A 13686-nucleotide genomic window follows, 5' to 3' on the forward strand; every position below is an offset into this window, starting at 1 on the left:
TTGCAGCTCCAATGGTTTGGGCAATGGTTCGGCTCAGGACTTGACGGCGCCGGCGGTCAAGCCGGCGATGATGTGTTTCTGGGCGACGAAAAAGACGATGATTGTGGGAAGGATGGTCAGGGTGATGAAGGCCAGCACCAGCTGCCATTCCGTGCCGTATTCGCCGCGATAGACCATGATGCCGAGCGGCCAGGGATATTTGGATTCCGAGTTCAGCATGATCAACGGCAGGATGTAGCTGTTCCAGCTGCCGACGAAGGAAATGATACTGACGGTGGCGACGATCGGGCGGGAAAGCGGCAGCGAGATATGCCAGAAGAAGCGGAGATAACCGCAGCCGTCGACAAAGGCCGCCTGAAACAATTCTTCCGGAAGATTGCGGAAGTAGTTTCGAAACAAGAGGATGCTCATGCCGAGGCCGAAGGCCACCTGCGGCAGCACCACGCCCCAATAGGTGTCGAGCAGGCCGAGGTCGCGGATGCGGATGAAGAGCGGCAGGATCGCGGTTGCCGCCGGAAACATCAGTCCGAGCAGGAAGTAATTAAGCAGGAACGACGAGCCGAAGAACCGGACATGGGCAAAGGCGAAGGCTGCCATGGACGAGACGATCAGCGTCAAAAGCACGGTGAGTGCGGCGATCACAAGCGAATTGCCGATCTGCAGCCAGTAGCGCTCACCGAAAAGAATATCGGTATAGTTCGCCCATTGCCACTCCGTCGGCAGGCCGAAGGGATTGGTGCGCAGGTCACCCAGCGTCTTGAAGCCGCCGAGTGCGGTCGTCAGCAGCGGCACCAGCACGATTGCGGCAATCAGGCTCAGCGACACGTAGAGATAGACGCGCGTGGACGTGCTCATGGGGATGGAAGAGCTCATATCAGTCATGGCGCATGAAAATCCTTTTGTAACCGAAGGCGAGCGTCACGCAGATGACGAAGAGCACGACACCGACGGCGCTGCCGAGGCCGACCTGCATGCGCATGACGCCATAGGTGTAGAGGAAGGTGACCATCGTCTGGGTGGAGTTGGACGGCCCGCCGCCGGTCAGCGGCATGATCATGTCGAAGAGCTGCAGCGAGCCGACGACGGCAAAGAAGATCGAAAGACGCAAGGTCGAGCCGAGCAGCGGCAGGGTGACGTAGCGGAACTTCTGCCAGCCGGTGGCGCCGTCGATTTCGGCGGCCTCCAGCACGCTTTTGTCGACGGATTGCAAGCCGGCGATGAACAGCATCATGTGGAAGCCGAAATATTTCCAGACGATGACCCCAAGCACGGCATAGATCGCCACGTCCTTGTCGGCGAGCACGTAAGGGTTGGCGAAGCCGAAGAAGTTGGAAACGGCGGCAAACAGGCCATAGTCGCCATCATAGACGAAGCGCCAGATAAGGCCTGCGGCAACGTCTGCCAGCACATAGGGCAGGAAGAAGATCAGGCGGAAGCCGACGACACCCGGAATGCGGTGCGCCAGCATGGTCGCCAGCCAGATGGCCAGCGGCACCTGGATGCAGATCGAGATGACGATGATCAGGCCGTTATTGACCAACGCCTGGGTGAAAGCCGCATTTCGAAACAGAACCTGGAAATTGCGCAGCGCGATGAACTCGGTCGGCGTGCCGTAACCATTCCACTTGTAGAGGCTGTACCAGGCCGCCTCGCCCATCGGCATGATGACGAAGAGGGTGAAAAGCAGCAGCGCCGGCGGCAAAAAGATCAAAAGCACCGTCAGCCGGTCATGGGCGACCGAACTCCTGCTGTTTGCGGCTTTTCTTGCCGGCCTTGCGGCCGTCGTTATCGATGGGACTGAGATATTGGCCATGGTTCCTGCTTTCGCATCTCGTCGGCAGCAATCCCGGCGCCCGCTTTCAACAGGAGCGCCGGGAGGATCTGCAGGCGCTGGTTATTGTTCCAGTTCGAAAGCGTCCTGGATCATCTGGGCGCCGTCCTTGGAATTCATCTGACCGGAGACGATTTCCACCGACACGTCGTTGACAACACGGCCAACGGCCGCGCCGAGATCCTGGTCGAAATAGTTCTGATGCCAGGTCGAGCCGGCAAGCTGTTTTGCCGATTCGGCAAGCAGCGGGTTGGTGACGCCGTCACCGGCGCCGACGGCAACGGGCAGCAACATGCCGGCCTTGGCCATCGCCCGCTCGTTGTCGGCACTCGTCAGGAAAGCGAGGAAATCGATCGCTTCCTTGGAGGCCTTCTTGGTGACGGCCCAGCCGTTCAGACCGCCGAGCGTATCGGTCGGCTTACCGGCGCCGCCATCGACCGCCGGGAAGGCGAAACGGCCGATATTGTCGGGTGCGAGGCCCTTGCCGTCGCCGGCATTCTTGCGCTGATTGGCCTCGGTATTTTCAAAGCCGAGGATGATCGCTGCCTTGCCGTCACCGAAAACCCCGAGCGCCTGCGGCCAGGTCGAACCGAGATAGCCGGGCTGGAAAGGTTCGAGCTTTCCGAGTTCGGCAAGATCGTCACCAGCCTTGATGATCGCCGGATCGAGGAAACCTTCTCCCTGTCCCGTCTTGGCCGCTTCGAAGACCTTCTGGCCGCCTTCGCGCATGACGAGATAGCTCCAGTAGAAGTGGATCGGCCACTTCTCACCGCCGCCGCCGGCGATCGGCACGATGCCGGCCGCCTTGATCTTCTTCACCGTGTCCAGAAAATCAGCCCAGTTCTTGATGTCCTCGGCCTTCACCCCGGCCTTGGCGAACAGTTCCTTGTTGTAGAAAAAGCTGACCAGGCCGACCTTGTAGGGAATGGCCCAGGTCTTGCCGTCGAATGTCAGGCCGCTGACCGAAGCCGGGCTATAAGCGCTGCGCAGCTTGCCGCCATCGGCATCGAGTGCCGCTGTCACATCCTGGAGCGCGCCGGTCTCGGATTGCTGCTTCAGGACGCCGCCGCCCCAGCTGAAGAAGAAATCCGGCACGTCGTCGGACTGCAGCAAGGTCGGCAGCTTGGCCTTGAAGGCCTCGTTTTCGAGAAACTGCATCTGGATGTCGACGTCGGGATGCTGGGCTTCGTATTTCTTGACGATGTCTTCCCAGGCCGCGACGTATTTGGGGTCGAGCTCGAGATGCAGCCACTTGACCACCGTCGTCGCCGAGGCCGCACCTGCCCCGGCCAGCAACATGCCGGCGGCCGCGGCCATGGATGCGATGCGTCTGCCGCCGAGACCGGCGCTCTTCAACATAAAATTCATGATTTTTCCTCCCAGGGGCCTGTCCTCACAATTTTTCCCCTATGCGGATTAATTCAACGGAGCTTTGACGCAATGTCAACCCAATGCCTGTATTTTTATCAAATGCGCTTGACAGAGCCGCCGAATTGCCCGCTATTTATTTCGTAACCCGTTAAAAATATTTGGGTCCCGACCCAACGAAACGATCGCCTGGCTAGACCCAATGAAGACCGCAGATCCAGAATTAATGCGCGCGATCAATCGCTTGAACGTGCTCGATACCGTCCGGCGCCATGGTCCGATCTCGCGTATCGAGATCAGCGAGCGCACCGAACTCTCCACCACGACCGTTTCCGCCATCACCGCCTCGCTGCTCGACGACGGGCTGATCCTGCCGCGTCATGAAGGCGATATCCGCAACGAGGCTGTGCGTGGGCGCCCGCGGGTGATGCTGGAACTCAATCCCGATGCAGCCCGCGTGGTGGGCGCCAAGATCGCCGCCAACCGGATGGTCTTCGTCGTCACCAATTTCCGCGGCGACGTGCTGTCGAAGCTCGCTCTGCCGATCCGCATCGACCGGCAGCCGATCGGCGTCATCGCCGATCTGGTCGAGGATGGAGTGAGGCGCTGCGTCGTCGATGCCGGGCTGTCGCTGGAGGATGTTGACAGCGTCTGCCTCGGCTTTCCCGGCGTCATCGAGCACCGCACCGGCTACATCAGAAGCAGCCCGATCTTTCGCGACACCAATGTCGATTTCGCCGCCGAGATGTCGGCGCGGCTTTCGACGCCGACCATTGTCGAAAGTGACGCCCATGCCATCACGCTTGGCCATCACTGGTTCGGCAAGGCACGCGATCTCGAGGATATGGTGCTGATTTCGCTGGAACAGACGCTGGGGCTCGGCGTGTTGCACGGCAACAGCCTGTTTCGCGGCGCCGGCGGTCTCAGCCACAATCTCGGCGACCTCGTGCTCGGCATGGGGCCAAATGGCGTCGTGCGGCTTTTCAGCCAGGCCGGCGAAAGTGCCATCCTCGGCGAACAGCAGGCCGACGGGCGTTTTGCCGAAGCGATCCGCCTCGGTCGCGGCATGAACCATGCCCAGGCCCTGATCAAGGCCGATGACGACCGGCTGATCAGCGCCGCCATCCGCGCCGGCGAAGCGGTCGGATTGACGATTGCCAATATCGTCACGCTGTTTGCGCCGCCGCGGGTCATTCTTGTGGGATCGAGCCTGGCGCTCGGCGAACCCTTCCTCAACAGCCTGCGCGATGCCTATGCGCTCGCCATTCCGCCGTCGCTGCGCGGCGTGAGCGAACTCGTCTTCGACGATTCGAGCGATGATTTCTGGGCGCAGGGTGCGGCTGCGGTGGCGCTCTACGAACTCTACGAATCGCCCTGGAACACGACAGGGCCGGCGCTCTGACGGGCGGCACAATCAAGATTGAATGGAGGAATTCATGGACAAAGTCGGTATCGGCATCATCGGATGCGGCAATATTTCTGGCGCCTATCTCACGGCGATGGCGTCCTTCCCTATCCTGGACATCCGCGGCGTCGCCGATCTCAACCGGGAGCTGGCGGAAGCAAAAGCCGCGGAATTCAACGTTCCCGTCAAATCGGTCGAGGAGCTTTTCGCCGACCCCAAGGTCGAGATCATTGTCAACCTGACGATCCCGAAGGCCCATGTTGCGGTGGCGTTGCAGGCGCTCGAGGCCGGCAAGCACACCTATTCGGAAAAGCCGCTCGGGATTAATTTCGCGGAAGGGAAAAAATTGGCGGAGGCCGCCAAGGCCAGGAATCTGCGCATCGGCGCTGCTCCCGACACCTTCCTCGGTGGCGGCCACCAGACGGCCCGCGCCTTGATCGACCAGGGCGTCATCGGCCAGCCGGTCGGCGGCTCAGCCACCTTCATGTGCCCGGGCCATGAGCGCTGGCATCCGAACCCGGCCTTCTTTTACGAAGTCGGCGGCGGGCCGATGCTCGACATGGGCCCCTATTACATCACCGATCTCGTCAATCTTCTCGGACCTGTTGCGCAGGTTGCAGGCTTTGCGACGACGCCGCGATCGGAACGGCTCATATCAAGCGAACCGCGCAATGGCGAGCGCATTCCCGTGCATGTGCCGACCCATGTTGCCGGCATGATGGCTTTTGCCAACGGCGCCGTCGTCCAGATCGCCATGAGCTTCGATGTCGCCGGCCACAAGCATGTGCCGCTCGAAATCTACGGAACGGAGGGCACGCTTCTTGTGCCCGATCCGAACAAGTTCGCCGGCCCGGTGGAATATCTGAAGAAGGGTGGTTCGTTCGAGGACCAGCCGGTCACAGCGCCTTATGCCGACGGCAATTATCGCTCGCTCGGCGTCGCCGACATGGCGCATGCGATCCGCTCCAACCGGCCGCATCGGGCCAATGGCGATCTGGCGCTGCATGTGCTCGAAGTCATGGAAGCGTTCCATACCGCAGCCGCGACCGGCCGGACAGTGGTGATCACCACGGCAACGGAGCGCCCTGCCCCCTTGTCCGATTCCATCGTCGACGGACGACTGGCGAAATAAGTTTCAGGAGGAAAGACTATGCGTGAAGCACTGATCGTCTGGGGCGGCTGGAGCGGGCATGAGCCGCAGGAATGCGCCGAAATCATCAAGACCATGCTCGAGGAAGACGGTTTCAAGGTCTATCTCGAACACGGCACCGAGGCTCTTGCCGATCCTTCCGTCCATGATCTCAGCCTCGTCGTGCCGATCATGACGATGTCGAAGATCGAGAAGGAGGAGGTGAAGAACCTCGCCGCGGCAATCGAAAGCGGCGTCGGCATTGCCGGCTATCACGGCGGTGCGGGCGATGCCTTCCGCGATTCCGTCGACTATCAGTTCATCATCGGCGGCCAGTGGGTGGCTCACCCCGGCAACATCATCGACTATACCGTCAACATCACCCGACCCGACGACCCTCTCGTCGAAGGGATCGCCGATTTCCCTTATACGTCAGAGCAATATTACATGCATGTCGACCCCTCGAACGAGGTTCTGGCGACGACGAAATTCACCGGCGAGCACGCCTACTGGATCGACGGCGTCGTCATGCCGGTCGTCTGGAAACGGAAATACGGCAAGGGCCGCGTCTTCTATTCCTCGCTCGGCCATCAGGCCAAGGAGTTCGACGTGCCCCAGATGAAGACCATCTTCCGCCGCGGCGCCAACTGGGCGGCGCGGTAAGGTTGTCCGGTTTGGACCCGAGACGCAGCCCCTCACCCTAACCCTCTCCCCGTAAACGGGGCGAGGGGACGTGCCCTGCGAGAGGCCAGTGGGGAACGGAGAGTTTGCGACATATCCCCTTGGGAGAAGGTGGCGGCAGCCGGATGAGGGGCAGGCGGCGATCTCATCGGGCGAGCAGACCCCGCGCTCACCCAATAATCAGCGCAGTCCCATAGAGCCCCAATGCAAACACCGTATGAGCCAGCAGGTTGAAGCAGCGGACCTTGTTTGGGGTCGGGTGTTTGGAGGCGGCCCAGCCGATGCCGAGGCCCGGCTGCAGCAGGAACCACCCTGCCCCGACGGTGACGATGCCGAAGATCCAGGCGGGAAGAAATGTCGGGGCCGCCAACCAGGCGGAGCCCATGATGATGGCAAAGATCACCCCATAGAGAATGCCGACGGCGTAATGGCTGATCCAGCCGAGCGCCAGTTCATTGGCATAGGGCTCGGCATCGGCGATGCTGTCGTGAAAGACCTTGCCGCGGCGAAGGTGCCAGAACCATCGGCCGACCGGTGCCCAGTTGGGCGCCGCCTGGCCGAACTGGGTGAGCAGGATCGCCCAGAGGTCCATGAGGATGGTTGCGCCGGCGCCGATCACCAGGCCGCGCCACAGAATATCGAACATTGGGAATCACCGGAAAGCGTTGCGATTGCAGGAGGCTACAAAACCATTGCAGACGCGTCGGCGCAATGGCTCCGGTGAATTCACCGCCACATCAAGCAAGGATTCCGAGGTTAACCCGGTTGCGGTCCGCCCTCGCCCTGCGTTTCCCCCGCACTGCTGCCGATATCGCCGCTGATATCCTTTGCAAACCTCCGCATGAGCCGCACGAGTTCATTGAAGTCCTGCTCGTCCCAGGTCTCGAAGATGGCGCGGCCGATCCGCTCGCGGGCGACATCGATGCGATCGGTCATTGCCTTGCCCTTGGGGCTGATGACCGCCTCGCGCACGCGCCGGTCGGCGGCACTGCCGCGGCGCTCCACCAGATCGAGGCTTTCGAGCTTGGCGACCTGGCGGCTGACGGTGGTGTAGTCGCGTCCGGCGCGGTCGGCGAGTTCGACGACCCCGATGGGACCGAGCCGCTCTATCGTGACCAGCAGCGGAAACAGGGCGCGATCGAGCGAAATGCCCGCCTCGCGGACCATCTGCTCGTCGCGCTGCGGGCGGTTCATGACGCTGACGATCTCGATCAATGCTCCATGCAACTCGCGCAGCTTCTCGCTTATATGTGTATTTTGCACATTCTTTGTTGACGCCATGCCGATTCTCCTATTATGTGCATAATACACATATGGAGAAAACAATGACAGAGAATTCGACAGTCGACGTGCTGATATCGGGCGCCGGTGCGGCCGGCCTGACGCTGGCGATCGAGCTCGCGCGGCGCGGCGTATCCTTCCGCCTGATCGAGAAATTGAACGACCCGTTCCGCGGTTCCCGCGGCAAGGGCATCCAGCCGCGAACCCAGGAGGTCTTCGAGGATCTCGGCATTCTCGACCGGATCGTCGCACTCGGCGGCGCCTATCCCCGACAGCGGGAATATCGCGATGACGGCAGCTTCAGCGAATCCGACGCCGTGGTGGGTGAGGAGCCGACGCCGGCCGAGCCCTATCATCTTCCGCTGATGGTGCCGCAGTTCCTCACCGAAGGCGTGATGCGCGGGCGCCTGCTCGAGCTTGGCCACCGGCCCGAATTCGCCAGCGAACTCATCGGCTTCGAACAGGATGAGGCCGGCGTGACTGCGCGGCTCAGCGGTCAATCCGGCGAAGAGACCGTCCGCGTGCGCTGGCTGGTCGGCGCCGACGGCGGCCGCAGCTTCGTGCGCCATGCGCTCGATGTCGGTTTTCCCGGCAAGACGCTCGGCGTGCGCGCCATCGTCGCCGATGTCCTTCTAACCGGACTGGATCGCGACTCATGGCATCGCTTCGGCCAAGGTGACATGCAGCGGCAAATCGCGATTTGCCCGCTCGCCGGAACGGATCTGTTCCAGATCCAGGCACCCATCCCGCTCGAAGGCGAGGTCGATCTTTCCGCGGCAGGCTTGTCCGCCCTGGTCAAGGAGCGCAGCGGCCGCGACGACATCGAGGTCCAGTCGGTCTCATGGGCTTCGGCCTTCAACATGAATGCAAGGCTTGCCGATCGCTACCGGCTGGGCCGCGTCTTCCTGGTTGGCGATGCCGCCCATACGCATCCGCCGACCGGCGGACAGGGTCTCAATACCAGCGTTCAGGACGCCTATAATCTCGGATGGAAACTGGCGGCGGTCGAAGCGGGCGCCCCCGACGCGCTGCTCGACAGCTACGAGGAAGAGCGCCGCCCCGTCGCAGCGACGATGCTCGGTCTCGCCACCAGTCTTCTCGACGCTCTCAAACGCGGCGAGATGCGGCGCGGCCGCGAGGTCCATCAACTCGACATCGGCTACCCCGAATCCTCCTTCGCGCTGGAAAAGCCGGAGCGACATGGCGGCCTGCTTGCGGGCGACCGTGCGCCGGATGCGCCGATGCGTGGCGCCGCCGGCCAGCCGGTGCGTCTGTTCGAGCTGTTCAAGGGCGCGCACTGGACGCTGCTCGGTTATGAAGTCGAGCAAGCCGCCTTGCCGCCGCGCACAGGCCTGCACATCCACCGGATCGGGCGGGGCGGCGATCTGATAGACGACGGCGGCCATTTCCGTGACACCTATGCCCCCACAGCGGGCGACTGGGTGCTCGTGCGTCCGGACGGCTATGTCGGCGCCATCGTCGCCTCCGCAGATGTGTGGGCGCTGGAGGCCTATCTCGCGAATGTCGGCCTGACGGGATAGGCGCCAATTCAAAGAGGCCCGGGGTCATCGCCGGGTCCGATAACAGGCGGCGCGGAGCCCCGGCTGCGGGAAAACCACCGCGATCGCGGACGAGCCGGATGTGTACGCCTATGCGGGTTTTTCGGAACGGGCGCATGTCACGCGGCCGATTGCCGCTCCGGATCGCCTCCGTTTCAGAGGGCGTCGCGCTCGTATCGCGGCGTCCAACCGCGGGCCATTCCGCGGCTCATCATGCTTTCCGCCAGCGCCAGTTGCTGGCGGAGATGTTTGCAGTCGTCGAGCAGCGAGCGTATCGCCGCCTTGGCATTGTCGTCATGCCAGGCAAGCACGGCTTCGACTTCCCAAGCCTGATCGGGCCAAGCTTGATCCGAGGAGGCTTGATCAGGCCCAGCTCGGTCGGACAATGCCTGTTTCGTGCTTGCCCGATTGGGTTCCAAGATCGTTGCCGGCTGCATCAGTTCAGCGCCAGCGGCAATTGAACCGGACGCGGCAAAGGCGGCAGCGGCCGGCTGAGTTCGACCTTCTTCTGCCAGGCGGCACGCCGCAGCTGATCCCGCTCGCGCGCTGCGCGGGACGCTTCGACAAGCGCAAGGGCGTTGGCGATCACCTGTTCCGTATGCGTCATGATCATCTCCAATGTTCCTGTTTTGTTCTAAAATAGAACTTTGGCCGAAGAAGTCAAGCGCTGGGTGATTTCGGGTTCGGGACGGGCGTATCAAGCTGGCGGCTTGGGCGCGGCCAACATTCAGTCCGCAGCCTCTATGACGGCGATGCCCGCCTCCTGCGCCGCCCGGATGAATGCCGCCCGCACTTCGTCGGGCGGGAGATCGCCGATGATCGCATCCAGGCATGACTTGACGGCCTCGAGATAATCTTCGCCGTCATCGACGGGCCAGTCGTGCAAAAGCGTACGCGCGGCGTCCCACACAGAGTTGATAACGGCATAATGACCGAGCCCCATCGAGGCCAAGCCGACCGGTCGAAAATGTGCCGTCTGTCTCACTTTGCTACAGCTTTTCCCAATTTCGGTGGAGCTTATGAGTGCGATGCAATTTGCGTGCCGTTGCCAGGCTGGGTACAGCCGAAGCGTGGTGCACGGATTTGATGTTGGAACAGACGTGTCTCTCCATCCCTTCAGTCTCCCGGCCCTGCGGTGTCCCGGCCCGCCAGATCTCCCGGCGTCCTTGAAGATGAAACGCCTGAAGCCTGCTGAACGGCCGCCAGAGTCCTGCGATCAGCCACTAATCGATCAATTATGGTAAAAATCGGGTTCACATCCAGGGTTGACTGATTAAAACTCAAACATCTCCTTTCTATACTCCAAATGGTTTACAGCAACGCCATGTTTTTCTGAAAGAAAGAGCATTTATGATCATTCCTTGACTGTGCCATAGATGGACGGAGTTGCCTCCAGGTCGTACAATGCCGTCCATCTCTCACGCGGCGGATCTGGGAGGAGCGCGCGATGCCTATCTTCATGGACCGGCACTATCTCGAGGGAACGTCAGCCGCCGACGTCGCCCGGGCGCATCGCATGGATCTCGACATTCAGGATCGGTACGGCGTCAAGTTCCTCACCTACTGGTTCGATCAGCGGCGCGGAACCGCCTTTTGCCTGGTGGATGCGCCGGACGCGGAAACCGCGCAATGTGTGCATCGCGAGGCGCACGGCTTCGTCGCCAACGAGATCGTCGAGGTCGCCTTGTCAGCCGTCGAGGCTTTCCTCGGCCGCATTCACGATCCTGAGCCGGCGCCCGGCCAATCCTCTGTCGACGTGGATCCCGGCCACCGGGCAATCCTGTTTACCGATATCGTCGGCTCGACCGCGATGACATCACGCCTCGGCGACCGCATGGCGACCGAAATGGTCCGGGCTCATGACGCGATCGTGCGCCGGTGCCTCAGCCAGAATTCAGGCCGGGAAGTGAAGCACACCGGCGACGGCATCATGGCGGCCTTTGCCACGACGGCTGCAGCGGTGGAATGCGCCATGGCGATTCAGCGCGAATTCGATCGTTACAACGGCGGAAACGCCGAGCCGATTCATATCCGCATCGGACTGGATTGCGGCGAACCGGTCGAGGACAGCAATGACCTTTTCGGCTCGACCGTGCAACTTGCCGCGCGTCTCTGCGCAGCAGCCTCCAGCGACCAGATCCTCGTCTCGGAGAATATTTTTCGGGAATACGGCGCCGCCGATCTTTTCGGTCACGCAACGCGCCGACGGCTCAAAGGGTTTTCGAAGCCTGTGCTGGCCTTCCGATGCGACTGGGCCAGTGCGGGCGCGGCCTAAGTCTGCTGAGAACCGACAACCGCCTGCCTCTTACAGGTGCTTGTCGCGGTGCTTTGTGGCCAAGAAATAGGCGATGGTCAGATCCGTAAATACCGAGACCAGAACGCGCCGCAACTGATGTTACGGCGCGTCCTCGCCTGCGGGATAGGCCCGTTGACGAGCCTATATCTCGTTAAGCATTGCCGACAGTTCGCTCGTTCATCAGCCGCTCGAATTTGGGGGCAGCCTCGACGTTTGCCAGCACGCCCGACATTTTCAGAAAACGCCGAAAATTCTCGCGCGTGGCGCTCAGCGGGAAACGGCCGCTGGCCGTATCCCTGCACGCCTTCAACAGCGTGTCATATGCCAAACCTCGTTTGTCCTCCGGCCATTCGTCCAGGAAATCCAGGATTTCATCGAGGCACGTGATTTCATCGATGAAATGCTTGCGATGAAGCAAAACCGGGTCAAACCGAGCTGAAGACATAGTATCCTCCCATTTATAATACTTTTTATGCTATAAATTTACTGAAAAAACGTGTTTAATTCAAGTCAAAATTGGTTACGTCACGCTCAAAACGCCATTGAAACTACTTCCATAATGGCAGAATAGCCCGATTAGATTAAAGAAGAATAGATTTGAACATCAATCGAGCCTCGACGCATCACGAAGTGAGATCGATTGATCAATGTAACGAATGCTTCAGATCAAGTGAGCGTGATCAAGCCGGCCGGAAGTTTTCGTATAGGCTCGTGTTGGCATAATAGGTTGCGACCATGACAATCTCGCAAGGAGAAGTTCATATGAACCGATTTCTTTCATTTGTAGCCGCCGCAGCGCTGCTCGGTACATCCACGATTACTTCTGCCTGCACGTCGACGGCAAGGCCCGACAACCAGGATTTTCAATATCAACGCGATAGCTCGATAAACCCTGCCTGCGCGGGTGGATTCAGACCCGGCAATGCGCGCTCGTGCAGCTATTGAAGCACAGACGGCCGACATTCGTTCAACGCTTCGCTGCTGAGATTGTCTAACCGCCGAGGCGCAAGCAGCTGCTGAACCCTGCTTTGGAAGAAAACAGCCGTTGAACGACTGCGTCGCGAGAGAAGGCGCGCTGCAGCAATCGGAATGGTTAGGGAACCGCAAGCCCCGCCCCGCATTACGTCATCGGGTCACGGTTGGCTCGATTTAACAGGAGAACGGTTCCCCATGAACAATTTGATCTGGCTTGTCGGCGCTGTCGTTATCGTACTCGCGATTTTGAGTTTCTTCGGCTTTCGCTGATCGTCGCTGATGTAAACATGGCGGCTCGACCGCGCTTTCTCCGCCCGGCGATTCCGCCGAGTGCAACTGCAATGTCTTTTGCATTTAATTAAGAAGCGTCGAGGTCATCGAACGGCCGCCGTTTCTTCAACAATCCACAGAATGCCGAGTAAAGAGTGCATATCACCCCCTTCGACTTCCTTTACAATCCGTCGTTTCGGCCTCCGAGGCAGATCGCAAGGGGAACTCGATGGATCGTCTTATTGGCGCAGATGAAGCGGCTCAATCGGAAAAACGGGCTGCAAAGGCGGATCAACGGGATGGCCTTGCTCGGGATGTTACGACCATCAAACTCGGCGACTGCCTGCTGGGATACAAGGTCGTACAGCGACGCATGCGGGTCAGCCGCTGGAACCATTTCCGAGGCCGGGTGCGCGAGATCGAAAAACTGATCAGGCATCGTCACGGCGACATCGTGCCGGAGGCGGATGACGCATTGATCTACGTCGAGGTGATCGCCAGCCTCGCGTTCGTCGATCTACGAGCGGACAAAGGTGCGTTTTCCCTCATTGTCCGCCGACGCTCTCGGTCATGCCCTGCATCTGAGTTACTCAGAGCGGAGCGCGCTCGACATTCGCACCATCGGTGCATTCGATGTGCCGAAGCGGAAAAGAACAAAACTTCAAAACGAAAAGCGGCGGCAGCGGGACCGAGCCCGAAAAGAAGAGCGACGGCGTGCGGCAGGCGCGCTGCCCAGAGCTGACTATCTTGCCAACGCCCTTAGCCAAGCGCGCCCCTGGGAGGCTTTCGGCATCAGCCGCCGCACCTGGGAACGCCGCGGCAAACCGATGCCCGAGCCCGAGACGATTTTGGATTGCGGTTCGATTTCGCTCGCCGCATAGGCCAACAGCT

General features: G+C 60.7%; 15 protein-coding genes and 1 pseudogene. 7 read left to right on the top strand and 9 right to left on the bottom strand.

Annotated features, from left to right (window positions below; translation table 11 throughout):
- Positions 1–33: 33 nt before the first annotated feature.
- The 3 genes from FHT79_RS12805 to FHT79_RS12815 all read right to left on the bottom strand — a co-directional run bounded on the left by FHT79_RS12805 (position 34) and on the right by FHT79_RS12815 (position 3199).
- A complete protein-coding gene (locus FHT79_RS12805; RefSeq protein WP_028758108.1) occupies positions 34–882 on the bottom strand; it encodes a carbohydrate ABC transporter permease in 849 nt (282 codons plus the stop codon).
- Complete coding sequence (locus tag FHT79_RS12810) at positions 875–1813, bottom strand: sugar ABC transporter permease (RefSeq protein WP_097594543.1); 939 nt, start codon at positions 1811–1813, stop codon at positions 875–877. The genes FHT79_RS12805 and FHT79_RS12810 overlap by 8 nt, the downstream gene beginning before the upstream one ends.
- An 81-nt stretch (positions 1814–1894) precedes the next feature.
- Positions 1895–3199 carry an extracellular solute-binding protein gene (locus tag FHT79_RS12815; protein WP_028758106.1) on the bottom strand — a complete coding sequence of 435 codons (1305 nt, stop codon included), beginning with the start codon at positions 3197–3199 and terminating at the stop codon, positions 1895–1897.
- A 202-nt stretch (positions 3200–3401) separates the two neighbouring features.
- On the opposite strand from FHT79_RS12815, the gene FHT79_RS12820 reads away from it, so the two are divergent.
- The 3 genes from FHT79_RS12820 to FHT79_RS12830 are packed head-to-tail and all read left to right on the top strand — an operon-like array spanning position 3402 to position 6396.
- Entirely contained in the window at positions 3402–4601 is a 1200-nt protein-coding gene (locus FHT79_RS12820; RefSeq protein ID WP_028758105.1) for an ROK family transcriptional regulator, read from the top strand.
- 34 nt (positions 4602–4635) lie between these two features.
- The gene (locus FHT79_RS12825) at positions 4636–5736 is read left to right on the top strand and encodes a Gfo/Idh/MocA family oxidoreductase (RefSeq protein ID WP_028758104.1); all 1101 of its coding nucleotides are present in this window, start codon (positions 4636–4638) and stop codon (positions 5734–5736) included.
- A gap of 18 nt (positions 5737–5754) precedes the next feature.
- A complete protein-coding gene (locus tag FHT79_RS12830) occupies positions 5755–6396 on the top strand; it encodes a ThuA domain-containing protein (protein ID WP_028758103.1) in 642 nt (213 codons plus the stop codon).
- 187 nt (positions 6397–6583) lie between these two features.
- Here the strand turns inward: FHT79_RS12830 and FHT79_RS12835 are convergent, their stop codons facing one another.
- Both FHT79_RS12835 and FHT79_RS12840 read right to left on the bottom strand, forming a co-directional pair.
- The gene (locus FHT79_RS12835; protein ID WP_028758102.1) at positions 6584–7060 is read right to left on the bottom strand and encodes a DUF2938 domain-containing protein; all 477 of its coding nucleotides are present in this window, start codon (positions 7058–7060) and stop codon (positions 6584–6586) included.
- 110 nt (positions 7061–7170) lie between these two features.
- Positions 7171–7695 (bottom strand): MarR family winged helix-turn-helix transcriptional regulator, encoded by a 525-nt coding sequence (locus FHT79_RS12840; RefSeq protein ID WP_028758101.1) that lies wholly within the window; start codon positions 7693–7695, stop codon positions 7171–7173.
- 44 nt (positions 7696–7739) lie between these two features.
- Here FHT79_RS12840 and FHT79_RS12845 point away from each other — a divergent pair, with 44 nt between their 5' ends.
- On the top strand, positions 7740–9236 hold the full coding sequence (locus FHT79_RS12845; protein ID WP_028758100.1) for an FAD-dependent oxidoreductase: 1497 nt from the start codon (positions 7740–7742) through the stop codon (positions 9234–9236).
- Positions 9237–9409: 173 nt separating this feature from the next.
- Here the strand turns inward: FHT79_RS12845 and FHT79_RS12850 are convergent, their stop codons facing one another.
- The 3 genes from FHT79_RS12850 to FHT79_RS32125 form a co-directional block, all read right to left on the bottom strand.
- Positions 9410–9691 carry a hypothetical protein gene (locus FHT79_RS12850; RefSeq protein WP_028758099.1) on the bottom strand — a complete coding sequence of 94 codons (282 nt, stop codon included), beginning with the start codon at positions 9689–9691 and terminating at the stop codon, positions 9410–9412.
- Positions 9691–9861 carry a hypothetical protein gene (locus tag FHT79_RS12855; protein WP_164735986.1) on the bottom strand — a complete coding sequence of 57 codons (171 nt, stop codon included), beginning with the start codon at positions 9859–9861 and terminating at the stop codon, positions 9691–9693. Before FHT79_RS12855 ends, FHT79_RS12850 begins: the two co-directional genes overlap by 1 nt.
- Before the next feature lie 120 nt (positions 9862–9981).
- On the bottom strand, positions 9982–10239 hold the full coding sequence (locus FHT79_RS32125) for a DUF982 domain-containing protein (protein ID WP_028758098.1): 258 nt from the start codon (positions 10237–10239) through the stop codon (positions 9982–9984).
- Positions 10240–10701: 462 nt separating this feature from the next.
- Between FHT79_RS32125 and FHT79_RS12865 the strand changes: the two genes are divergently transcribed.
- Positions 10702–11529 (top strand): nickel-binding protein, encoded by an 828-nt coding sequence (locus FHT79_RS12865; protein ID WP_028758097.1) that lies wholly within the window; start codon positions 10702–10704, stop codon positions 11527–11529.
- 172 nt (positions 11530–11701) lie between these two features.
- Here the strand turns inward: FHT79_RS12865 and FHT79_RS12870 are convergent, their stop codons facing one another.
- Positions 11702–11995 (bottom strand): DUF982 domain-containing protein, encoded by a 294-nt coding sequence (locus FHT79_RS12870; RefSeq protein ID WP_047615054.1) that lies wholly within the window; start codon positions 11993–11995, stop codon positions 11702–11704.
- Between the two features lie 317 nt (positions 11996–12312).
- On the opposite strand from FHT79_RS12870, the gene FHT79_RS12875 reads away from it, so the two are divergent.
- Both FHT79_RS12875 and FHT79_RS12880 read left to right on the top strand, forming a co-directional pair.
- Positions 12313–12495: a hypothetical protein gene (locus FHT79_RS12875; RefSeq protein WP_080759892.1), complete on the top strand. Its 183-nt coding sequence runs from the start codon at positions 12313–12315 to the stop codon at positions 12493–12495.
- A gap of 529 nt (positions 12496–13024) precedes the next feature.
- A pseudogene (locus FHT79_RS12880) lies at positions 13025–13676 on the top strand (hypothetical protein).
- The last annotated feature ends 10 nt before the right edge of the window (positions 13677–13686 follow it).

Origin of the sequence: Rhizobium sp. BK212 (genome assembly GCF_014197475.1) — a bacterium.
Lineage (GTDB): Bacteria > Pseudomonadota > Alphaproteobacteria > Rhizobiales > Rhizobiaceae > Rhizobium > Rhizobium anhuiense.

Coding starts and splice junctions, on each gene's coding strand:
- FHT79_RS12875 (WP_080759892.1), top strand. CDS start 12,313: ATGAACCGATTTCTTTCATTTGTAGCCGCCGCAGCGCTGCTCGGTACA.
- FHT79_RS12865 (WP_028758097.1), top strand. CDS start 10,702: ATGCCTATCTTCATGGACCGGCACTATCTCGAGGGAACGTCAGCCGCC.
- FHT79_RS12805 (WP_028758108.1), bottom strand. CDS start 882: ATGACTGATATGAGCTCTTCCATCCCCATGAGCACGTCCACGCGCGTC.
- FHT79_RS12840 (WP_028758101.1), bottom strand. CDS start 7,695: ATGGCGTCAACAAAGAATGTGCAAAATACACATATAAGCGAGAAGCTG.
- FHT79_RS12810 (WP_097594543.1), bottom strand. CDS start 1,813: ATGGCCAATATCTCAGTCCCATCGATAACGACGGCCGCAAGGCCGGCA.
- FHT79_RS12850 (WP_028758099.1), bottom strand. CDS start 9,691: ATGCAGCCGGCAACGATCTTGGAACCCAATCGGGCAAGCACGAAACAG.
- FHT79_RS12820 (WP_028758105.1), top strand. CDS start 3,402: ATGAAGACCGCAGATCCAGAATTAATGCGCGCGATCAATCGCTTGAAC.
- FHT79_RS12830 (WP_028758103.1), top strand. CDS start 5,755: ATGCGTGAAGCACTGATCGTCTGGGGCGGCTGGAGCGGGCATGAGCCG.
- FHT79_RS12855 (WP_164735986.1), bottom strand. CDS start 9,861: ATGACGCATACGGAACAGGTGATCGCCAACGCCCTTGCGCTTGTCGAA.
- FHT79_RS12845 (WP_028758100.1), top strand. CDS start 7,740: ATGACAGAGAATTCGACAGTCGACGTGCTGATATCGGGCGCCGGTGCG.
- FHT79_RS12815 (WP_028758106.1), bottom strand. CDS start 3,199: ATGAATTTTATGTTGAAGAGCGCCGGTCTCGGCGGCAGACGCATCGCA.
- FHT79_RS12870 (WP_047615054.1), bottom strand. CDS start 11,995: ATGTCTTCAGCTCGGTTTGACCCGGTTTTGCTTCATCGCAAGCATTTC.
- FHT79_RS12835 (WP_028758102.1), bottom strand. CDS start 7,060: ATGTTCGATATTCTGTGGCGCGGCCTGGTGATCGGCGCCGGCGCAACC.
- FHT79_RS12825 (WP_028758104.1), top strand. CDS start 4,636: ATGGACAAAGTCGGTATCGGCATCATCGGATGCGGCAATATTTCTGGC.